The sequence below is a fragment of the Pseudomonas sp. B21-041 genome, assembly GCF_024748675.1.
In the GTDB taxonomy this organism is placed as follows: domain Bacteria; phylum Pseudomonadota; class Gammaproteobacteria; order Pseudomonadales; family Pseudomonadaceae; genus Aquipseudomonas; species Aquipseudomonas neuropathica.
On record NZ_CP087175.1, the window covers coordinates 4,933,133 to 4,952,289 of the forward strand.

The window sequence follows — 19,157 nt, forward strand, 5'->3', positions numbered from 1 at the left end:
ATTTTTAAGGACTATTCAACACCTTTTTGAAAATAATCAAAAATAAGGTGTTGGATCGTCCACACCAGCGGCCGCGAAGCCTTCTGCGCGCAGGCGGCAGCTGTCGCATTTACCGCACGCGCGGCCGTCATCGTCGGCCTGATAGCAGGAAACGGTGAGGCCATAATCAACGCCGAGCTTCACGCCCGCCTGGACGATCTGCGCCTTGCTCAGGTTCTGCAGGGGCGCCTGAATGCGGAAACCGTTGCCTTCCACACCGGCCTTGGTCGCCAGGTTGGCCATGCGCTCGAACGACTCGATAAACTCGGGACGGCAATCCGGGTAACCGGAATAGTCCACGGCGTTGACACCAATAAAGATGTCACGCGCACCCAGCACTTCTGCCCAGCCCAACGCCAGCGAAAGGAACACCGTGTTACGCGCCGGCACGTACGTCACCGGAATGCCTTCGCCCAGCTCCTCCGGAATATCGATGCTGCTGTCGGTCAGTGCCGAGCCGCCCATACCATTCAGGTTGAGGCCAATCACCTTGTGTTCGATCACACCCAAGTCGCGGGCGACGCGGGCAGCGGCGTGCAGTTCGGCGTGCGAACGCTGGCCGTAGTCGAAGCTCATGGTGTAGCAGCGGTAGCCTTCGGCGCGTGCCATGGCCACGACGGTCGCCGAGTCCAGGCCACCGGACAGCAGGATGACCGCGCGTTTTTCGAGAGTGTTCAGTTGTTCGGTCATATCAGCGCCCCGGCTCGTCATTCCACAGATATTTATGCAACTGCAACTGCAACCGCACCGGCAGGTTGTCCGCCACCACCCAGTCCGCCAGATCGCGAGCATTGAGGTCATGGTGACTTGGGGAGAACAGCACTTCGCCGGCACGCCGATCAAGACCGTACTGAATCAGTTTGGAGACGGCCCAGTCATAGTCGTCGCGCGAGCAGATGACAAACTTCACCTGATCGTTGGGGCTCAGCAGTTCGATGTTCTCGTAACGGTTGCGATGGGCTTCTTTCGAGTCCGGCGTTTTCAGATCGACAACCCGACTGACGCGCGGATCGACGGCCGAAATGTCAAGTGCGCCACTGGTTTCCAGCGAAACCTCGTAACCGGCGTCACACAACTGTTTGAGCAAAGGAATGGCGTTCGGCTGCGCCAGCGGCTCACCGCCGGTGACACAGACGTAGCGCGGACGAAATCCGGCCACTTGCTCGAGGATGTCGTCGAGGGTGCGGATGGTGCCGCCACTGAACGCATAGGCGCTGTCGCAGTATTGGCAACGCAGAGGGCAACCGGTCAGGCGCACAAAAACCGTGGGCAGCCCGGCAGTCCGCGTTTCCCCCTGCAACGAGTAGAAAACTTCGGTGATTCTCAATGTGTCTTGCATAGTCGCCACGGGCGTAACAGCTAAACAGGCTGTCCGCCTCCGTCAGGCACTTCAGGCAATCCCGCCAACGCGTAGACCGCAAGAAGCGTGTTTCAGAAAAAGGGCGTGAATTCTAACGAAAAAACCCGCGACAAGCGCGGGTTTCTTCTAAACGGGTAACACGACCTTACATGCGTTGCAGATCGCGTTGAGCCAACTGAGCGGCGGAAGTACCCGGATATTGGGCCACCACCTGCTGCAGAATGCCTTTGACCTTGTCGGTATGACCGAGGCGGCGCTCTACGTCAGCCAGCTTGTACAGCGAGTCTGGCACTTTGGCGTGCTTGGGATACAGCTGCGAAACCTTGGCGAAAGCCTGACCTGCACCTTGCAGATCGCCCTTGGCCAGATTGACTTCGCCCAACCAGTACTGAGCATTGCCCGCGTATTGGCTGTTCGGGTATTTGCGCAAGAAAGCGGCAAAAGCCTGGCTGGCCTTGTCGAAATCCTTGGCTTTGATCAGGTCGAAAGCGGCATCGTAATACAGCTTTTCCTTGGCCGGATCACCCGGTTCGCTGCTTGCAGCAGGTGCCTGGGCAGCAGCCCCGGCGCCAGCGGCAGCACCGGCAGCAGCACTTGCATCGCCACCGGCAGAAGAATTCTCAGGAGTCGCGGCAGGTGCAACGCCGGATCCTATGCGCCGATCAAGATCCTGGTATCGCTCCAGGGATTCCTGCTTCATGCGCGCAACCTGATTCTGCAGTTCTTCGATCACGCCTTGCTGGCGAGAAATCTGATCCTGCATCTGTTGCAATTGGTTGAACAGCATGCCTTGTGCCGAGGCAGGGGCCGAAGCCGCTCCCCCGGCATAGGCGCCGTTCGTACCGTAACCTGCAGGCGGATAACTGCTCCCGCTATTGTTATAACCGGAGTTGTCATCGACCACAGGAACCGCAGCCCACGCCGCAAGCGGCGCGAGACTGAGAGCCAGAACAGTTACAGCACGACGGCACGTTCGCATATCGAATTACTTACGCAGTTCGACGCGACGGTTTTGAGCCCAGGACTGCTCGTCGTTGCCGGTAGCAACTGGACGCTCTTCGCCGTAGGAAACCAGTTCCAGCTGAGCTGGGGAAACACCTTGCAGTACCAGGTAGCGCTGAACGGCTTTCGCACGACGCTCGCCCAGTGCCATGTTGTACTCACGAGTACCACGTTCGTCGGTGTTGCCTTCCAGAACAACGCGAGCGCCGTTTGCTTTCAGGTCTTTGGCGTGAACGTCCAGAGCGCGCATGGCTTCTGGCTTCAGGTCCGAGCTGTCGTATTCGAAGTAGAAGGTGGTGATTGCGCGCAGAGCAGCTTCTTCGCTCAGGGAACCGTCAACGGCACCAGTGTTTGCGCCGTAACCAGCGTTTGGATCAACAGCGCCTTCACCGGCGTTGTCGCCGCCTTTGGACGAGCAACCTACAGCTACAGCCATGGCCAGAGCCAGCGCAGCAAATTTACCAAACTTCAGCATTTCCATCGTGAAACTCCTAATGAACCCCAGTGTGTTAAGTAAAACGTGTAGCGCCCGCTCACTTCAGGTAAGGGGACCAGGACGGTTCTCTGACTTCGCCTTGAGCGGTAGGAAGCGGGAGCCTAACGCGTCCATTAATGGACACGAGCATCAAGACTCCCCGGCCCTGTTGGCGGGTGGCGTAGATTACCATGGTGCCGTTGGGCGCAACAGTAGGTGACTCGTCCAGAGTGCTATCAGTGAGGATCTTTACACTCCCTCGCTGCAGATCCTGAGCTGCCACCTTGAAATTGGTGAAGCCATCCTGACGATGGATCATCACCAAAGTCTTTTCATCAGCCGAAAGTTTCGGGTTGGCGTTGTAATTACCTACAAACGTCACACGCTCGGCACCACCGCCACTGGCGCTGGTTTTGTAGATCTGAGGCTTTCCGCCGCGGTCCGAGGTGAAGTAGATGGTCGAACCATCCTTGCCCCAGTACGGTTCGGTGTTGATGCCAGGACCTGCGGTCACACGGGTAATCTGACGCGAAGCCAGATTCATCACGTAGATATCCGGGTTACCGTCCTTCGACAGCACGAACGCCAGGCGATCACCGTTCGGCGACCAGGCTGGCGCGCCGTTCAGACCTTCGAAGTTGGTGATCTGCTCACGGCGACCGGTGTCGATGTTCTGCATGAAGATGCGTGGGCGCTTCTGCTCGAACGACACATAGGCGATGCGCTTGCCATCCGGTGCAAAACGCGGCGACAGGATTGGCTCACGCGATTGCAGCAAGGTCACGGCGCGAGCACCGTCGTAGTCCGAACGCTGCAGGGTGTAACGGGTGTTCTTCTCGGAGAAGCGCTCAGCCGTCACGTACAGCAGACGCGTCGAGAACGCACCTTCAATACCGGTCAGTTTCTGGAACGACTGGTCGGAGATGAAGTGCGCCATGTCACGCAGTTGCTCGGTGGTGCCGGAAACACTGCCGTCAGCCACTTTCTGTTCGGTGGCCACGTTGAACAGTGCCCACTGCACCTGCAGGCGACCGCCGGCTGGCGCAATGCTGCCGACCATCATGTATTGAGCACCCACCGCCTTCCAGTCACGGAAGATGATTTCGCTCGGCTGGCTTGGCTGGCTGATCATGTTTTGCTTTGGAATCGGCGAGTAGTAGCCCGAGTTACGCAAATCGTTACCAATGATTTCTGCCATGTCGTCCGGCAGCACGGCACCGCCCTGCATGCCGAACGGTACGACTGCGATCGGAGTAGCCCGATCGCTGCCGCTGGTAACCAGAATGTTCTTTTCATCCGCCATCGCGATCCCTGCCATGCAGCAGATCACGACCAGCATTCCTCGAAGAAGGTTTCTCACAAGGCTAGATCCTCAGGTGTGAATGTCATCTTGAATGAACGATACGGAGCGAAATCGCTCGGCTTCATTCCCTGCATTTCTGTCAAACGTCCAATATTCTTCACTGCCGCGACTGCCGACGCATCGAACGGACCATCGCCACTGGACTTGGCGACGCTGACCGAAGTCACCGTACCGTCCGGCAACATGCCGATCTGCAGTACAACTGTCATGCCTTTGCGTGCCGAAGGTGGACGGGCCCAGCCCTCTGCAGCTCGCGCACGAATCAGGTCATCGAAACTGCCCGCGACTTCGTCACCCTGCTCATCGGCCAAGGCCTGCTGGCGCTGCGGCGTATCGGAAAGCAAATCGGCCAAGGCCTGAGCCTTTTTGTCTTCAGTCGATTTACGTGCCGCATCCTGCGCTTTCTTCTTCGCAGCATCGGCAGCAGCTTTCTTCTTCGCTTCGTCGGCGATTTTCTTCTTCGCCTCTTCAGCTTCAGCTTTCTTCTTGGCGTCTTCGGCGGCTTTCTTCTTCGCGTCTTCGACGATCTTCTTCTTGGCTTCTTCAGCAGCGGCTTTCTTGGCCTCTTCTTCAGCAGCCTTTTTCGCTTCTTCTTCAGATTTCTTCTTGGCTATATCAGCCAATTGTTTCTCTTCAGCCTTTTTGGCTTCGGCGGTCTTCTTGGCTTCGTCGGCTTTCTTGGCTTCATCAGCCTTTTTCGCCTCGTCTGCTTTCTTCGACTCGTCGGCCTTCTTGGCTTCCTCGGCTTTTTGAGCCGCTTCTTCTTTCTTTTGTTCCGCAGCGGCCTTGATCTCTTCCTGCTCGACCTTCTTCTGCTCCATCTGCTCGACTTCGGTCTGGCGCGCGGCGGATTTCTTCGCCTCACCCGCAATCTTCTGATTGGTCTGGGTGGTTGCCTGACTTTTAGATTTCAGTTGGTAGAGGGTCGCCTGGACAATCGGCTTGGCCGGCGGCAGCTCTGGTGTAAAGGCAAAACTGACGAACAGCATGCCGAACACCAGCACGTGCAGGACAATTGCCAGAACGCTAGGCCAGAAGTAGCTTTCCGAGGCGGACGGCTCTCGCTGTTGCTGCATCAGGGGGCCTCGGTAATCAAACCAACATTACCGACCCCGGCTTTCTGCAGCCCGCCCATGGCGCCCATGACGGAACCATAGTCGACGGTCTTGTCACCGCGGATGAAGACCTGGGTACGCTTGCCGCCTTCAGTGCCGGCACGAATGATCTTGGTCACCGCGTCGGTCATTTGCGGCAGAGTCATGGCCCTGTCCTGTTGCTTCTCGGTATCGACTTCGCTGCCAAGGTTCCAGTAGTAGGTCTTGTCAGCCTTGATCGAAATGGTCAGAACCTGAGTGTTGTTGTCCTGCGGCAAGGCTTCGCTGGAAACCTTGGGCAGATCAACTTTCACGCCCTGATTGAGCATCGGCGCGGTCACCATGAAGATGACCAGCAGTACCAACATCACGTCGATGTAAGGCACCACGTTCATCTCGGCAACCGGCTTGCGCTTTTTGCGAGCTCGAGCGATTAAAGCCATTGGAAATTACCTGCTTATTCTTCGCTGGTGTGCACTTTGCGGTGCAGGATCGCCTGGAATTCATCGGCGAAGGTGTAGTAGCGGCCCAACAAGGTTTCGCTGCGAGCGGCGAAACGGTTGTAAGCGATTACGGCAGGGATCGCGGCGAACAGACCGATCGCAGTAGCGATCAGAGCTTCGGCGATACCCGGGGCCACAGTGGCCAGGGTTGCTTGCTGGGCGCTGGCCAGGCCGCGGAAGGAGTTCATGATGCCCCACACGGTACCGAACAGACCGATGTACGGACTGACCGAACCGACAGTGGCGAGGAACGGCAGGCTCTGCTCCAGTTTCTCTTCTTCGCGGGAAATGGCGACGCGCATGGCACGGGCCACACCTTCCATGACCGCTTCAGGGTCGACACCTGGCTGCTGACGCAGACGGGAGAACTCCTTGAAGCCGGCACGGAAGATCTGCTCCACACCCGAATCAGGGTCAGGGTTGCTGCCCGCCTGACGGTACAGCTTGGACAGGTCGATACCCGACCAGAAGCGCTCTTCGAAGCTCTCCAGGGCGCGTCGACCGGCGCGCAGCAGATTGCTGCGCTGAAAGATCATGATCCATGAGGTCACCGATGCGGCCACCAGGGTCAACATTACCAACTGCACCACGATGCTGGCATTGCTGACCAGGCTCCACATGGAGGAATGGTCGACGACGTTAGCTTCCACGCTTTATCTCCTGCTTTGAGTGTGTACCCGGGCCGACCGCGTCGGCAAAGGCCGCACGCAAGTCTTCGGGAAGGGCCCGGGGTTTCAAACTGTTAGTGCGCACACAGGCCACCAAAAACTGCCCCTCACAGAGCAGCACATTATCCGTTGCCCGCCTGACCTGCTGTTTGAAGCGCAGGCTGACCCGGTTCAATTCGATTACATCAGCGCTTACCAGCAGTTCGTCGTCCAGTCGCGCCGGCGCGTGATAGCGCGCTTCGCTGGAGTGCACGACAAACAACAGGTCCTCCCCTGCCAGCTGCGATTGGGCAAAGCCCAGCTCGCGAAGCCGCTCGGTTCGAGCCCGTTCCATAAACTTGAGGTAATTAACGTAATACACGATGCCGCCCGCATCGGTGTCCTCGTAATAAACGCGACAACGATGTGCGAACGACTCAAGCCCGTTTTGCGCGCGCATACTCTAGTGCTTACTCCTCAGGTTGCCAATCCGGCCAGGCAACTGTTTTTCATGGTTTCAGGGCTTTACCGCAAAAGTACCGTCCTATGACCGTACAAACCCTGAATAAATCGACAAAAAATGTGTATCAATCGTCCACGGCATCGAGAAACTCGTCTGCCACGGGCATTTCACCCATTCGTGACGGGATGTTTAAACCAAAGTGCAGGTACGCATGGCGCGTCACCACCCTGCCCCGTGGAGTGCGCATGATGTAACCCTGCTGGATCAGATACGGCTCCAGCACATCTTCAATCGTGTGGCGTTCCTCGCTGATTGCAGCGGCGAGGCTGTCGATACCGACGGGGCCGCCATCGAACTTCTCGATCATGGTCAGCAGCAGACGCCGGTCCTGATGATCGAAACCGTGTTCGTCGACATCCAGCAGGTTCAGCGCCAGGTCCGCCACCGCTTTGGTGATATGGCCCTTGGCACGCACTTCGGCGAAGTCGCGCACACGGCGCAGCAGACGGTTAGCGATCCGCGGGGTGCCCCGGGCGCGGCGCGCGATTTCGAACGAGCCTTCCGGATCCAGCGGCAGACCGAGGATGGCTGCGGAACGGCTGACAATCGTCGCCAGATCAGCCGTGCTGTAGAACTCCAGACGCTGGACGATACCGAAGCGGTCACGCAACGGGTTAGTCAGCATGCCGGCGCGAGTCGTCGCGCCGACCAGCGTGAATGGCGGCAGATCGAGCTTGATCGAACGCGCTGCCGGCCCTTCGCCAATCATGATGTCGAGTTGAAAGTCCTCCATCGCTGGATACAGCACTTCTTCAACGATCGGCGACAGACGATGGATTTCGTCGATGAACAACACATCGTGCGGCTCAAGATTGGTCAGCAACGCCGCCAGATCACCCGGACGTTCAAGCACCGGCCCGGAAGTGCTCTTGATCGATACGCCCATTTCCTGAGCGATGATGTTGGCCAGCGTGGTCTTGCCCAGACCCGGCGGGCCGAAGATCAGCGTATGGTCGAGGGATTCGCTTCGGCCACGGGCGGCCTGGATGAACAGCTCCATCTGCTCGCGCACGGTCGGCTGGCCGATGTAGTCGGCCAGGCTGACCGGGCGAATGGCCCGGTCCTGGACTTCTTCGCGCTCGCGCGGGCTGTGCGCGGCGGTGATCAGACGATCAGCTTCAATCACTTAAATCATTCCCTTCAGGGCGCGGCGGATCAGGTCTTCACTGCTCAAATTCTTGTCCTTGATGGCGGTAATCGCCTTGCTCGCTTCCTGCGGCTTGTAGCCCAGGGAAATCAGCGCACTGACCGCATCGTTCTCGGCGGTGTTAACCGGCGCCGGGCCATCCGGCTGGTTCGGCACGAGCGCGAACATGGCTGGCGTAGTTTCCCAGGCCTTGAAGCGATCCTTGAGTTCGACCAGCAGGCGTTCGGCGGTTTTCTTGCCGACACCCGGCACCTTGGTCAACGCCGAGGTGTCCTGAGACTGCACGCAGCGGATCAACTCGTCGACTTCCAGACTCGACATCAAGGCCAGGGCCAATTTTGGCCCGACACCATTGAGACGGATCAACTCGCGAAAAAAGTCTCGCTCACGCTTGCCGGCAAAACCATAGAGTAATTGCGCGTCTTCGCGTACGACCAAATGCGTGTGCAAGGTCAGCGGTTCACCGACCGACGGCAGGCGATAAAGCGTGGTCATGGGCACTTCCAGCTCATACCCGAGGCCGTTTACATCCAGAATCAGGTGCGGCGGCTGTTTTTCAGCCAGGGTGCCGCGCAAGCGTCCAATCACGTTTCAGATCCTTGAGCGTTGGCCAGCCGTGGGCTGGCGACTGTCGAAAGGCGGATTTCGGGCCGACGACCCAGGCGCAAAAACCGGCTTTCAGGAAAATTGATGCTGATGCTATCAGAGACGCAGGCGCCCGCCACGACTGCGTGCCGTTCCCAGGCCGTGCGGCAGCAGACTGGAACGTGTGTGCGCGTGGCAAATGGCAATGGCCAGAGCGTCAGAGGCATCGATTTGCGGTTTGCTGGTGAGTTTGAGCATGTGCATGACCATCATCTGCACCTGCTCTTTATTGGCGGCGCCGGTGCCGACAACGGCTTGCTTGACCTGCGTGGCCGTATATTCGGCGATCTCCAGGCACTCTTCCGCACCGGCGACGATCGCTGCACCGCGCGCCTGCCCCAGCTTCAGCGCCGAGTCGGCGTTTTTCGCCATAAACACCTTTTCGATGCCCATGGTCACCGGTCCGTAGGTCTGGATGATCTCGCGCACGCCGCGATAGACGATTTGCAGGCGTTCGTGCAGCTCGCCCGCACCAGTGCGGATGCAGCCGGATGCCACATAGATACAGCCGCCACGCCCGGTATCGCGAACAATCCCGTAACCGGTGATGCGCGAACCGGGGTCGATACCAAGAATTAAAGTCATAACGCCTGCAGATTCGGTAAAAGCACGATTTTCAAATCAACCCATAACAAATGTGGGAGCGAGCCTGCTCGCGAAGGCGGTTTCATCATCAGCAACGATGTTGCCTGAAAATCCGCCTTCGCGAGCAGGCTCGCTCCCACATTGAATCGTAGCCGCTCTTAACCGAGCTGAGCGGCCACGTCTTCCGGAATATCCGCGTTGGAATAAACGTTCTGCACGTCATCCAGATCCTCAAGCATGTCGATCAGCTTCAGCACCTTTTCCGCGCCTTCCAGATCCAGTTCGGCGCTAGTGGTCGGCTGCATGACGATTTCCGCGTCATCGCCCTTGAATCCAGCGGCTTCCAGCGCGTTACGCACGGCATAGAAACTGGTGAACGAGGTGAACACATCGATCGAGCCGTCTTCGTGGCTGACCACGTCATCGGCATCGGCTTCCAGCGCCGCTTCGGTCAGTGCGTCCTCATCAACGCCCGGCGCGAAGCTGATCTGGCCTTTGCGCTCGAACAAGTAAGCTACCGAACCGTCGGTGCCGAGGTTACCACCGCACTTGCTGAACGCATGGCGCACAGCAGCAGCAGTACGGTTGCGGTTGTCGGTCATGCACTCGACCATCACCGCCACGCCGCCCGGGCCGTAACCTTCATAGGTCAGCTCTTCAACGTTATCCGCTTCGGTGGCACCAGCGCCGCGCGCCACGGCACGGTCGATGATGTCGCGGCTCATGTTCGCGCTCAGCGCCTTGTCCAAGGCCAGACGCAGACGCGGGTTGGAACCCGGATCACCGCCGCCCTGACGGGCTGCAACGGTCAGCTCGCGGATCCACTTGGTGAAGATCTTGCCTCTCTTGGCATCCTGACGTTCTTTGCGGTGCTTGATGTTCGCCCACTTGGAATGACCTGCCATAACTCGCTCCGAATTCTCTTTGAAACGTTGCCCGCCCTGCTCATGCAGCGGCCAGCAAACAAAAAAATCTCGACCTGCTCTTTGTAGAAAGAAAAAAGGCGCATCCGAAGATGCGCCTTCAGGCCCGTCTTACTCAGCCTTTGGCGTTTCGCGCAAACGAATGTGCAGCTCGCGCAGTGCCTTGGCATCCACCACACCCGGCGCTTGCGTCATGACGTCGGCAGCACTCTGGGTTTTCGGGAAGGCGATCACTTCACGGATCGACTGGGCGCCGGTCATCAGCATCACCAGACGGTCCAGACCGAAGGCCAGACCACCGTGCGGCGGAGCACCGTACTTCAGCGCGTCGAGCAGGAAGCCGAATTTCTCTTCCTGTTCTGCTTCATTGATACCCAGCAGACGGAACACCGCTTGCTGCATTTCCTTGCGGTGGATACGGATCGAACCGCCACCCAGCTCGGTGCCGTTCAGCACCATGTCGTAGGCGCGGGACAGAGCGCCAGCCGGGTTGGCTTCCAGCTCTTCAGGAGAGCATTTCGGCGCGGTGAACGGGTGGTGCAACGCGGAGAAGCTGCCGTCGTCGTTTTCTTCGAACATCGGGAAGTCGACGACCCACATTGGCGCCCACTCGCAGGTCAGCAGCTTGAGGTCGTGACCGAGCTTGATGCGCAGTGCGCCCAGAGCTTCGCTGACGATCTTGGCCTTGTCGGCGCCGAAGAACACGATGTCGCCATCGACTGCGCCAACGCGATCGAGGATCACGTTGAGCTTGTCTTCAGGGATGTTTTTCACGATCGGCGATTGCAGACCGTCAACACCGGCAGCGCGCTCGTTGACCTTGATATACGCCAGGCCCTTGGCACCGTAGATGCCGACGAACTTGGTGTAATCGTCGATCTGCTTGCGTGGCATGCTCGCCCCGCCTGGAACGCGCAGTGCGGCGATACGGCATTTCGGATCGTTAGCCGGGCCGCTGAACACCTTGAATTCAACTTCTTTCAGTTGATCGGCAACGTCGACCAGTTCCAGCGGGTTACGCAGGTCTGGCTTGTCGGAACCGTAGCGGCGCATGGCTTCTTCGAAAGTCATGTGCGGGAAATCGCCGAATTCCAGACCCAGCACTTCCTTGAACAGGTTGCGGATCATTTCTTCAGTCAGGCCCATGATCTCTTTTTCATCGAGGAAGCTGGTCTCGATGTCGATCTGGGTGAATTCAGGCTGACGGTCAGCACGCAGGTCTTCGTCGCGGAAGCACTTGGCGATCTGGTAGTAACGGTCGAAACCGGCAACCATCAGCAGTTGCTTGAACAGCTGTGGCGATTGCGGCAGGGCGAAGAACGAACCAGCGTGGGTACGGCTTGGCACCAGATAGTCACGCGCACCTTCAGGGGTGGCACGAGTCAGGATCGGCGTTTCAACGTCGAGGAAGCCGTTCTCGTCGAGGAAGCGACGGATGCTGGTGGTCATGCGCGAGCGCAGACGCAGCTTCTCGGCCATTTCCGGACGACGCAGGTCGAGGAAGCGATAACGCAGACGGGTTTCTTCACCAACGTCGGAGAACTCGTTCAGCGGGAACGGCGGAGTTTCCGACTCGTTCAGCACTTCCAGTTCATAACCCAGCACTTCGATCATGCCCGACGCCATGTTGGCGTTGGTCGCACCGGCCGGACGCAGACGCACCTTGCCGGTGATCTTCACGACGTACTCGCTGCGCACGCGATCGGCAGCGGCGAAGCTCTCGGCGCGATCCGGATCGAATACCACCTGGGCCAGACCGTCACGATCACGGATATCGAGGAAAATCACCCCGCCGTGGTCGCGGCGACGGTGAACCCATCCGCAAAGGGTAATTTCCTGGCCTTCCAGGCTTTCGTTCAGTTGGCCGCAATAGTGGCTGCGCATCATGATAATGGTTCGCTTCTCGTCATTCGATATTCGGTGGAGATCCCGTTGCTTTCAAAGCAATGCGGAAACTCACGCGTGTCGTTCAACCTGGGGTTGAACCCTAGTCAGATTTGTCGCCACCGGCCAGATTCTTCTTGGTCCCGGTCTTGAAATCGGTTTCGTACCAACCGCTGCCGCTGAGGCGAAAGCCTGGCATGGACAGCTGTTTCTTGAGCTCTGGCGCCTGGCAGGCAGGGCAGTCGACCAGCGGTGCATCGCTGATCTTTTGAATGGCTTCCAACTGATGACCACAGGAAGCACATTGGTAATCGTACATCGGCATGGGGGTGTCTCGGCGATCAGATTGCCACCGCGCGCAGGGCTTTGCGGCGAAAGAGCGGGATTATATCGATTAAATGCGGCCTGTGCAGCCGTAAGACTGCACAGGCCGAGACCTCGTTTGCAACCGCCGTTTCAGAGCGATTCGGCAACTGCTGCCTGCTTGACGCCGTTCATGACGCACACCACCCGCACCAGCGCGCTGAAATTTCTCACCCCGCCGTGACGCAGGTGCACTTCGCGGTCGACGTGGGACAACAGCGAGCTGATCGAACAGCAGTTATCTGCGGCCATGTTGCCGAGGATGTTCCAGTAGACCCGCTCCAGCCGCAGACAGGTCGCATAACCGTTCAGACGCACGGATCGTGACGATGGCTGAACCAGTGCCATGTCGAACTCGCTGATGAACGGATCAACTTTCAACTCATGGGGCAAGCCGACAATCCTGTCGCCTCGCCTGTCTCCCTCTGCCATATCAGTGACACTCCTTTGCCATCTCTGCTTGTTTGAAAAGTCACATCCTGTGGCTTTCATAAAAGCGCAGACACAAAGTTATAGCCAGACGACTTATTGACCGACTCCGTAGGATAAGCCAACGACACAGGTAGGATTGCGGACAGCGCACGAGCCCCGCTGGCGGGCCCGCGCACTAGGGGGATTACGCTTCCAGCAGCGAGCGCAGCATCCACGCCGTTTTTTCGTGAACCTGCATGCGCTGGGTCAGCAGGTCTGCGGTCGGTTCATCGCTGACCTTGTCGAGCAGCGGGAAGATGCCACGGGCCGTGCGGGTCACGGCTTCCTGACCATCGACCAATTGTTTGATCATGTCTTCGGCACTCGGCACGCCCACCTCTTCCTTGATAGAAGAAAGGCGCGCGTACGTGGCATAGGCGCCCGGCGCCGGAAAGCCCAATGCGCGAATACGCTCAGCGATCGAGTCCACGGCCAGCGCCAGCTCGTTGTATTGCTCTTCGAACATCAAGTGCAGCGTACGAAACATCGGGCCGGTGACGTTCCAGTGGAAGTTGTGGGTTTTCAGATACAGCACGTAGGTGTCCGACAGCAGACGCGACAAGCCTTCGACGATGGATTTGCGATCTTCTTCACTGATACCGATATCGATTGCCATGTTTACCCCCTAACGGCGATTGAATTCATCCAACAGGTGCAGACCCACTCTAGCAAGGCTGTCGACACCCCGCAGCCCCGATCAGGTGCCCACACTGCGACAAATCGACCGAGGCGATGCCGCTGGCCGGGCTGATTTGAGTAGCCGCAGGCTTTGCTGTTAAATAGGCAGTGTGTCGCCATGCCCCATTTTTCGGGGCGTTGCGCATAGGCTGATGCCGTGAACGTGTCCACCGCCTCTTATTTTGTTCCGAAGCGAACCGTGCGCCTTCAGCTCTTCCTTGTGAGCCGTCATAAACGTGAGCCAATCAAAATGTTGAAAATCGTCCACCTGCTAATGGGCGCAGCGGCTTTGCTGCTGTCGTTCATACCCAGCTTGAAATCCGAAGCCGTTCCCTACCTGCAACAACCCGATGCACTTTACCTGGCCTTTTTCGGCCTGCTGAACCTGGTGATTGCTCCAGTGATTCCTTTCTGGAACAAAGGCCCTCGTCAGCATCTGCAAAACCTGGTCAGCGCGCTGCTGGTACTGACCGTCGTCCTGCAAACCTTGACCCTGATCGCCCCGATGCCCGTCATCGCCGGCCAGCCAGCGGTGCTGTTCACCCTGGTGATCGCACTGGTTGCCGTGGTCTTGCACCTGGCTGTGAGCTTCTATCGTTCTTCACCGGCTGCCGCTCCAACCAGCTATGACATGACCAATCGCGATACCGGTACCGTCAAGTGGTTCAACACCTCCAAAGGCTTCGGCTTTATCTCCCGGGATTCCGGCGATGATATTTTCGTGCACTTTCGCGCGATCCGTGGCGAAGGTCACCGCGTCCTGGTCGAAGGCCAGCGCGTGGAGTTCTCGGTGATGAACCGCGACAAGGGCCTGCAAGCCGAGGACGTGATCGCCGCTCTGCCGCGACGCTGATCCAGGCATGAAAAAACCGCGAGCAGCGTGCTGTTCGCGGTTTTTTTACGCCTGCTGAAAAGTACCGGCCTCAGTAGTGCGGCGGTGGCGCCTCATCGTCAAAGGATTCGAACTGGCCGACCATCTCTTCCTGGCGCTTGAGCAGGGCTGCCATCTGCAATTGCAGGCGCTCGACCACGCGCTGCTGGGCCACCAGCACGTCGTTCAATGCCTGAATGGTGTCATCCTGAAACGCCAGACGACTTTCCAGATCGGTAACGCGTTCTTCCAGACTCATGACTCAGCCCTCCACAAAGGTGAAATGCTCGGTCAGGACCAGCCGCAACCGTTCGCGAATAGCAGCGACCTGCTCGGCACTATATGGCCTGGCCGGGTGCTTGCCCCAGACCGGTGCCGGCCAGGCTGCGTCGTCGCGCTTGCGCACAATCACATGCATGTGCATCTGGCTGACAACGTTACCCAAGGTCGCGACGTTCATTTTATCGGCATCGAACAGGTCCTTGAGCAGCTCCGCAAGCGCGGTGGTTTCCTGCCACAGCTGCTGTTGATCGGCGACATCCAACTGAAACAACTCACTGATATCGTCGCGACGAGGCACCAGGATGAACCAAGGGTAATTGGCGTCATTGGACAGCAGCAGTCGGCAGAGAGGGAAATCACCGATCGTCAGCGTGTCCTGTTGAAGTCGTGAATCTAAAGCAAACACTGCGCGCACTCCCGGCTGATCTTCATTATTCAGCTTAGCGGCGATCCATGGGGACGGCGCACCAAGCGACAGGACGGCAGCATACCTGCGAATGCGTCAGCCTTCACGACGACGATGTACGCCGTCGCTCTGCCAACGCCCCGAGATGTGACATTTGCGAGCGCGACGCACCAGCACGGAACCAACATCGACACTCAGCCAGACAAAATGACCGAAAACAGCAGAGGCGTTCAGCTTCATTGCCCATGCAAGCTGTATGAATTCAGAACAGCTGTAAATTTTTTTGCACCAAAACCGCACAGTGCGTCTACGCTCACTGCGTCGGGCATCCGCCAAATACTCACTGGCGGGGTGAACCGGTAACGTTTTTGGATGTCACGCGCGTTTCTCGGCGTGACAACACCATAGGAGGAATGGCGTCAAGCAATGAAAAAATCAGGCTTGAAGCCCAGCTTTCACGAGGTTTTCACAAACGCAGGCGGGTGTTCAGAAAAATAACCGCAGCGAAATTGCGGTTTGTGCACGCTTGTTGCATTCGTACCCATATGGACTATAAGCGCACCACTGGAAGTGGATGCCTTAAGCCCCATAAGAACAGTGGCAGGGTTGCCCGATGGAGATTCAAGTGTTTTGCCAGGGACTCTTTTTTACCGATGCAAAAAGGCCCATAAACAGCGAGAAAGTTGTCAGTCCGGCTGCGTCGGTACTGTGAATTTGCGACATCCACCACGTCATTTGCGACACCGTCGTAAAGAAGCTGAAAGGTTGGAATAGCAAGTATCGCCAACATTGTCGGCGTGATATAAGTTTGCGCCGACACAAAAAGAAAGAGCCGCCCAGATAATAAAACAGGTGGGACGGCAGTACTCTTCTAAAACCAAAGGAGCAAATCACGATGCGCGTGATGAAGTGGAGCATGATCGCACTGGCAGTTGCTGCAGCCGCCAGTACTCAAGTGGCTACGGCCGCCCCGTTTGTTAGTGACCAGGCAGAAGCCAAAGGTTTTGTTGAAGACGCGAAACTCACCGAGACGTTGAAGAACTACTACTTCAACCGCGACAACAAAGACGGTGGCCATGATCAGAAAGACTGGACCCAAGGCTTTCTGGGTAATTTCACCTCCGGTTATACCCAAGGTACCGTTGGTGTAGGTATTGATGCTTACGGCTATCTGGCTTTGAAACTGGATGGCGGTGACGGTACTTCCGGTACTGGCAACATGAGCCGTAGCGATACCCTCAAGGCCAACGGCTATGCTCACGACGTCAACGACAGTCAGGGCAAAGCTGGCGCTTCCATTAAGTTCCGCGTTTCTAAAACCGAACTGAAATTCGGCGACATGCAGCCAAGCACCTCTCCGGTGTTCGCTGTCGGCGGTTCCCGTATCCTTCCGCAAACTGCCACTGGCTTCCAGTTGCAGAGCAGCGAAGTGAAAGACCTTGATCTCGAAGCCGGCCACTTTTACTCCGGCTCCAGCCAGGACAAGAACGCCCGTGACGGCGGTCTGTACTCCAACTACTCTGGCGTAGAAGCCAACACGATCGACTACTTCGGCGGCAAGTACGGCATCACCGAAAACCTGAGCGCCTCGCTCTACGGTGCCAAGCTGGAAGATATCTGGAACCAGTACTACGCGAACGTGAACCTGACCACCCCGTTCGGTGGCGACACTTCGCTGAACACTGACTTCAACATCTATCGCACCACCGACACCGGTGACAAGGAGGCAGGTGACATCAGCAACACGACCTTCTCCCTGGCAACTGCATTGTCGTTCCTGAAGGCTCATACCTTCACCCTGGCCTTCCAGAAGGTCAACGGCGACACTCCGTTCGACTACATCGGCGTGGGTAAAAACAACCGTGGTGGCGACTCGATCTTCCTCGCCAACTCCATCCAGTACTCTGACTTCAACGGTCCTGGCGAGAAATCCGTGCAAGCCCGTTACGACCTGAAAATGGCCGAGTACGGCGTTCCAGGCCTGAGCTTCATGGTTCGCTACGTTAAAGGTTGGGATATCGACGGTACCGGTCTGTCTGCAAACAGCCAATACCGCACCAGCACTGGCGCACCGCTGTACGGTGAAGACGGCGAACACCACGAAACCAACTTCGAAGCCAAATATGTTGTTCAGTCTGGCCCGGCTAAAGACCTGTCCTTCCGCATTCGTCAGGCCTGGCACGTTGCCAACTCCGACCAAGGCGAAGGCGACGTCAAAGAGTTCCGTCTGATCACCGAGTACCCACTGAACATCTTGTAATTGTCAGTGGTTAGTTTGGAAGCATAAAAAAAGGCCCATCTCGCGATGGGCCTTTTTTTATGCCTGTCACTTGCAATAGTTGCCTGACCGACAAGTCAGGCAATTAATTAGCAACCTATCATTGTGTTGCCGATTCCTGCACCACGCGAATCACGCGTTGCGGAAAAGGAATATCAATCCCTGCAGTCTTTAAACGGTCACGCGACTGTTCGTTAAACATGAACATCACGTCCCAGTAGTCTGCAGTTTTAACCCACACACGCAGCGAAACAGTGATCGAACTGTCGCCCAAGGTCGAAATCACGGCTTGTGGCGCAGGATCCTGCAACACGCGCTCATCCTTGGCCAGATCCAGCAACACCTGACGGGCCTTTTGCAGATCGGCTTCGTAATCCACGCCCACATCAAACACAACCTTGCGGGTTGGCTGACGGTTGGTGTTGGTGATAATGCCGTTCGACAGGTTGCCGTTTGGCACGATGATGGTTTTGTTGTCGCCAGTACGCAGCACGGTGTGGAAAATCTGGATGCTGTCGACCGTACCCGACACGCCTTGCGCCTCGATCCAGTCACCGATACGGAACGGACGGAACAGCAGAATCAGCACGCCGCCGGCGAAGTTCGCCAGGCTGCCCTGCAACGCCAAGCCGATTGCCAGACCGGCCGCACCGATCGCAGCAACGAAGGAGGTAGTTTCAACGCCGATCATCGAAGCGACGCTGACAATCAGCAGCACTTTGAGAATAATGTTCGCCAGGCTGCTGATAAAACCCTGCAGTGCCAGATCGGCATTACGCAAGGCCAGCAAACCGCCAAGCTTTTGCGTGACCTTGTTGATCAGCCACCAGCCGATGGCCAGGGTAATCACGGCCAGCAGCACGCGACTGCCGTACTCCATGATCATCGGGATCCACGCTTGGGATGCCTTGACCAGGTTGTCCACCTCAGCATTCAAATCCATATTCTATCTCCTGATTTCCGGCTTCCCGGGCTGTAAAAAATCAGCGGCAGAAAGACCGAACCCGCTGGGGCTCAATCGTTTCTGCCGTTGCTTGGGCCTCGGACGCTGAAAACGCCGAGAGGTTCCCCGACCGGAAAGCTTAGTCGCGGAAGTTGTTGAACTGCAGTGGCATGCCGAATTCCTTGGCCCGCAGCGCCGCGATGGCCTCTTGCAGGTCATCACGCTTCTTGCCGGTCACGCGCACTTGCTCGCCCTGAATGGCGGCCTGCACCTTGAGCTTGGCGTCCTTGATGTGGCCGACGATCTTCTTCGCCAGTTCCTTGTCGATGCCTTCCTTGAGGATCGCATCCTGCTTCATCAGCTTGCCCGATGCGTAAGCGTCCTTGACCTCAAGGCACTGCACGTCGATCTTGCGCTTGACCAGCGCCAGCTTGAGGATTTCGATCATCGCTTCCAGCTGGAATCCGGCTTCAGCGGTCAGGCTGACGGTGAGGTCCTTTTCCTTGAACTCGAAGCTGCCTTTGCCTTTCAGGTCATAACGACGATCGAGTTCCTTCACGGCGTTCTCGACCGCGTTGGTGAGTTCGTGTTTGTCCAGTTCGGATACCACGTCGAACGACGGCATGTAATCTCTCCAATAAAAAGGCGCGCTCGATGTGGATGGAGCGCGCTTGG

23 protein-coding genes are annotated in these 19,157 nt (G+C 57.5%); 2 read left to right on the top strand and 21 right to left on the bottom strand.

Features of this window, described 5'->3' with window-relative positions:
- Positions 1-36 precede the first annotated feature (36 nt).
- The 17 genes from queC to LOY43_RS22030 all read right to left on the bottom strand — a co-directional run bounded on the left by queC (position 37) and on the right by LOY43_RS22030 (position 13,640).
- The gene (queC, locus tag LOY43_RS21950) at positions 37-729 is read right to left on the bottom strand and encodes a 7-cyano-7-deazaguanine synthase QueC (protein ID WP_095048210.1); all 693 of its coding nucleotides are present in this window, start codon (positions 727-729) and stop codon (positions 37-39) included.
- Between the two features lies 1 nt (position 730).
- On the bottom strand, positions 731-1,378 hold the full coding sequence (gene queE / locus LOY43_RS21955) for a 7-carboxy-7-deazaguanine synthase QueE (protein WP_095048211.1): 648 nt from the start codon (positions 1,376-1,378) through the stop codon (positions 731-733).
- A 166-nt stretch (positions 1,379-1,544) separates the two neighbouring features.
- The gene (ybgF, locus tag LOY43_RS21960) at positions 1,545-2,378 is read right to left on the bottom strand and encodes a tol-pal system protein YbgF (RefSeq protein ID WP_007912724.1); all 834 of its coding nucleotides are present in this window, start codon (positions 2,376-2,378) and stop codon (positions 1,545-1,547) included.
- A 6-nt stretch (positions 2,379-2,384) separates the two neighbouring features.
- Entirely contained in the window at positions 2,385-2,882 is a 498-nt protein-coding gene (gene pal, locus LOY43_RS21965) for a peptidoglycan-associated lipoprotein Pal (protein WP_003178634.1), read from the bottom strand.
- 52 nt (positions 2,883-2,934) lie between these two features.
- The gene (gene tolB, locus LOY43_RS21970) at positions 2,935-4,215 is read right to left on the bottom strand and encodes a Tol-Pal system beta propeller repeat protein TolB (protein WP_016983828.1); all 1,281 of its coding nucleotides are present in this window, start codon (positions 4,213-4,215) and stop codon (positions 2,935-2,937) included.
- 17 nt (positions 4,216-4,232) lie between these two features.
- Complete coding sequence (gene tolA / locus LOY43_RS21975) at positions 4,233-5,315, bottom strand: cell envelope integrity protein TolA (protein ID WP_016983827.1); 1,083 nt, start codon at positions 5,313-5,315, stop codon at positions 4,233-4,235.
- Positions 5,315-5,767: a protein TolR gene (gene tolR, locus LOY43_RS21980; RefSeq protein WP_161806672.1), complete on the bottom strand. Its 453-nt coding sequence runs from the start codon at positions 5,765-5,767 to the stop codon at positions 5,315-5,317. Before tolR ends, tolA begins: the two co-directional genes overlap by 1 nt.
- Before the next feature lie 23 nt (positions 5,768-5,790).
- Complete coding sequence (gene tolQ, locus LOY43_RS21985; protein ID WP_008080223.1) at positions 5,791-6,486, bottom strand: protein TolQ; 696 nt, start codon at positions 6,484-6,486, stop codon at positions 5,791-5,793.
- Positions 6,476-6,943 carry a tol-pal system-associated acyl-CoA thioesterase gene (ybgC, locus tag LOY43_RS21990; protein ID WP_095048214.1) on the bottom strand — a complete coding sequence of 156 codons (468 nt, stop codon included), beginning with the start codon at positions 6,941-6,943 and terminating at the stop codon, positions 6,476-6,478. The genes tolQ and ybgC overlap by 11 nt, the downstream gene beginning before the upstream one ends.
- Positions 6,944-7,070: 127 nt before the next feature.
- Complete coding sequence (gene ruvB, locus LOY43_RS21995) at positions 7,071-8,132, bottom strand: Holliday junction branch migration DNA helicase RuvB (RefSeq protein WP_007912736.1); 1,062 nt, start codon at positions 8,130-8,132, stop codon at positions 7,071-7,073.
- Positions 8,133-8,741, bottom strand: a complete 609-nt coding sequence (gene ruvA, locus LOY43_RS22000; protein ID WP_034153418.1) for a Holliday junction branch migration protein RuvA — start codon at positions 8,739-8,741, stop codon at positions 8,133-8,135.
- A 114-nt stretch (positions 8,742-8,855) separates the two neighbouring features.
- The gene (gene ruvC / locus LOY43_RS22005; protein ID WP_007962095.1) at positions 8,856-9,383 is read right to left on the bottom strand and encodes a crossover junction endodeoxyribonuclease RuvC; all 528 of its coding nucleotides are present in this window, start codon (positions 9,381-9,383) and stop codon (positions 8,856-8,858) included.
- Between the two features lie 158 nt (positions 9,384-9,541).
- Positions 9,542-10,288, bottom strand: a complete 747-nt coding sequence (locus LOY43_RS22010; RefSeq protein WP_007912738.1) for a YebC/PmpR family DNA-binding transcriptional regulator — start codon at positions 10,286-10,288, stop codon at positions 9,542-9,544.
- 129 nt (positions 10,289-10,417) lie between these two features.
- Positions 10,418-12,193: an aspartate--tRNA ligase gene (aspS, locus tag LOY43_RS22015; RefSeq protein ID WP_093430490.1), complete on the bottom strand. Its 1,776-nt coding sequence runs from the start codon at positions 12,191-12,193 to the stop codon at positions 10,418-10,420.
- 100 nt (positions 12,194-12,293) lie between these two features.
- Positions 12,294-12,515: an FmdB family zinc ribbon protein gene (locus LOY43_RS22020; RefSeq protein WP_093430491.1), complete on the bottom strand. Its 222-nt coding sequence runs from the start codon at positions 12,513-12,515 to the stop codon at positions 12,294-12,296.
- A 131-nt stretch (positions 12,516-12,646) separates the two neighbouring features.
- Entirely contained in the window at positions 12,647-12,985 is a 339-nt protein-coding gene (locus tag LOY43_RS22025) for a ribbon-helix-helix domain-containing protein (RefSeq protein ID WP_258708716.1), read from the bottom strand.
- A gap of 184 nt (positions 12,986-13,169) precedes the next feature.
- Positions 13,170-13,640: a Dps family protein gene (locus tag LOY43_RS22030; protein WP_038366640.1), complete on the bottom strand. Its 471-nt coding sequence runs from the start codon at positions 13,638-13,640 to the stop codon at positions 13,170-13,172.
- Positions 13,641-13,952: 312 nt separating this feature from the next.
- Here LOY43_RS22030 and LOY43_RS28740 point away from each other — a divergent pair, with 312 nt between their 5' ends.
- Complete coding sequence (locus tag LOY43_RS28740) at positions 13,953-14,555, top strand: cold-shock protein (protein WP_007912746.1); 603 nt, start codon at positions 13,953-13,955, stop codon at positions 14,553-14,555.
- A 70-nt stretch (positions 14,556-14,625) separates the two neighbouring features.
- Here the strand turns inward: LOY43_RS28740 and LOY43_RS22040 are convergent, their stop codons facing one another.
- Both LOY43_RS22040 and LOY43_RS22045 read right to left on the bottom strand, forming a co-directional pair.
- Positions 14,626-14,832 carry a SlyX family protein gene (locus tag LOY43_RS22040; protein WP_258708717.1) on the bottom strand — a complete coding sequence of 69 codons (207 nt, stop codon included), beginning with the start codon at positions 14,830-14,832 and terminating at the stop codon, positions 14,626-14,628.
- A gap of 3 nt (positions 14,833-14,835) precedes the next feature.
- The gene (locus LOY43_RS22045) at positions 14,836-15,261 is read right to left on the bottom strand and encodes an HIT domain-containing protein (protein WP_212623161.1); all 426 of its coding nucleotides are present in this window, start codon (positions 15,259-15,261) and stop codon (positions 14,836-14,838) included.
- Between the two features lie 895 nt (positions 15,262-16,156).
- On the opposite strand from LOY43_RS22045, the gene LOY43_RS22050 reads away from it, so the two are divergent.
- Positions 16,157-17,521 carry an OprD family porin gene (locus tag LOY43_RS22050; protein WP_258708718.1) on the top strand — a complete coding sequence of 455 codons (1,365 nt, stop codon included), beginning with the start codon at positions 16,157-16,159 and terminating at the stop codon, positions 17,519-17,521.
- A gap of 118 nt (positions 17,522-17,639) precedes the next feature.
- Here LOY43_RS22050 and LOY43_RS22055 read toward each other — a convergent pair whose 3' ends face one another.
- Both LOY43_RS22055 and LOY43_RS22060 read right to left on the bottom strand, forming a co-directional pair.
- Positions 17,640-18,482, bottom strand: a complete 843-nt coding sequence (locus LOY43_RS22055; RefSeq protein WP_034153426.1) for a mechanosensitive ion channel family protein — start codon at positions 18,480-18,482, stop codon at positions 17,640-17,642.
- Between the two features lie 139 nt (positions 18,483-18,621).
- Positions 18,622-19,107: a YajQ family cyclic di-GMP-binding protein gene (locus LOY43_RS22060; RefSeq protein ID WP_008080210.1), complete on the bottom strand. Its 486-nt coding sequence runs from the start codon at positions 19,105-19,107 to the stop codon at positions 18,622-18,624.
- Positions 19,108-19,157: the final 50 nt, after the last annotated feature.

What these genes read in the sequence shown, in the direction of transcription:
- queC (WP_095048210.1), bottom strand. Translation starts at nt 729, where the DNA reads ATGACCGAACAACTGAACACTCTCGAAAAACGCGCGGTCATCCTGCTG.
- queE (WP_095048211.1), bottom strand. Translation starts at nt 1,378, where the DNA reads ATGCAAGACACATTGAGAATCACCGAAGTTTTCTACTCGTTGCAGGGG.
- ybgF (WP_007912724.1), bottom strand. Translation starts at nt 2,378, where the DNA reads ATGCGAACGTGCCGTCGTGCTGTAACTGTTCTGGCTCTCAGTCTCGCG.
- pal (WP_003178634.1), bottom strand. Translation starts at nt 2,882, where the DNA reads ATGGAAATGCTGAAGTTTGGTAAATTTGCTGCGCTGGCTCTGGCCATG.
- tolB (WP_016983828.1), bottom strand. Translation starts at nt 4,215, where the DNA reads ATGCTGGTCGTGATCTGCTGCATGGCAGGGATCGCGATGGCGGATGAA.
- tolA (WP_016983827.1), bottom strand. Translation starts at nt 5,315, where the DNA reads ATGCAGCAACAGCGAGAGCCGTCCGCCTCGGAAAGCTACTTCTGGCCT.
- ybgC (WP_095048214.1), bottom strand. Translation starts at nt 6,943, where the DNA reads ATGCGCGCGCAAAACGGGCTTGAGTCGTTCGCACATCGTTGTCGCGTT.
- ruvC (WP_007962095.1), bottom strand. Translation starts at nt 9,383, where the DNA reads ATGACTTTAATTCTTGGTATCGACCCCGGTTCGCGCATCACCGGTTAC.
- LOY43_RS22010 (WP_007912738.1), bottom strand. Translation starts at nt 10,288, where the DNA reads ATGGCAGGTCATTCCAAGTGGGCGAACATCAAGCACCGCAAAGAACGT.
- aspS (WP_093430490.1), bottom strand. Translation starts at nt 12,193, where the DNA reads ATGATGCGCAGCCACTATTGCGGCCAACTGAACGAAAGCCTGGAAGGC.
- LOY43_RS22020 (WP_093430491.1), bottom strand. Translation starts at nt 12,515, where the DNA reads ATGCCGATGTACGATTACCAATGTGCTTCCTGTGGTCATCAGTTGGAA.
- LOY43_RS22025 (WP_258708716.1), bottom strand. Translation starts at nt 12,985, where the DNA reads ATGGCAGAGGGAGACAGGCGAGGCGACAGGATTGTCGGCTTGCCCCAT.
- LOY43_RS22030 (WP_038366640.1), bottom strand. Translation starts at nt 13,640, where the DNA reads ATGGCAATCGATATCGGTATCAGTGAAGAAGATCGCAAATCCATCGTC.
- LOY43_RS28740 (WP_007912746.1), top strand. Translation starts at nt 13,953, where the DNA reads ATGTTGAAAATCGTCCACCTGCTAATGGGCGCAGCGGCTTTGCTGCTG.
- LOY43_RS22040 (WP_258708717.1), bottom strand. Translation starts at nt 14,832, where the DNA reads ATGAGTCTGGAAGAACGCGTTACCGATCTGGAAAGTCGTCTGGCGTTT.
- LOY43_RS22050 (WP_258708718.1), top strand. Translation starts at nt 16,157, where the DNA reads ATGCGCGTGATGAAGTGGAGCATGATCGCACTGGCAGTTGCTGCAGCC.
- LOY43_RS22055 (WP_034153426.1), bottom strand. Translation starts at nt 18,482, where the DNA reads ATGGATTTGAATGCTGAGGTGGACAACCTGGTCAAGGCATCCCAAGCG.
- LOY43_RS22060 (WP_008080210.1), bottom strand. Translation starts at nt 19,107, where the DNA reads ATGCCGTCGTTCGACGTGGTATCCGAACTGGACAAACACGAACTCACC.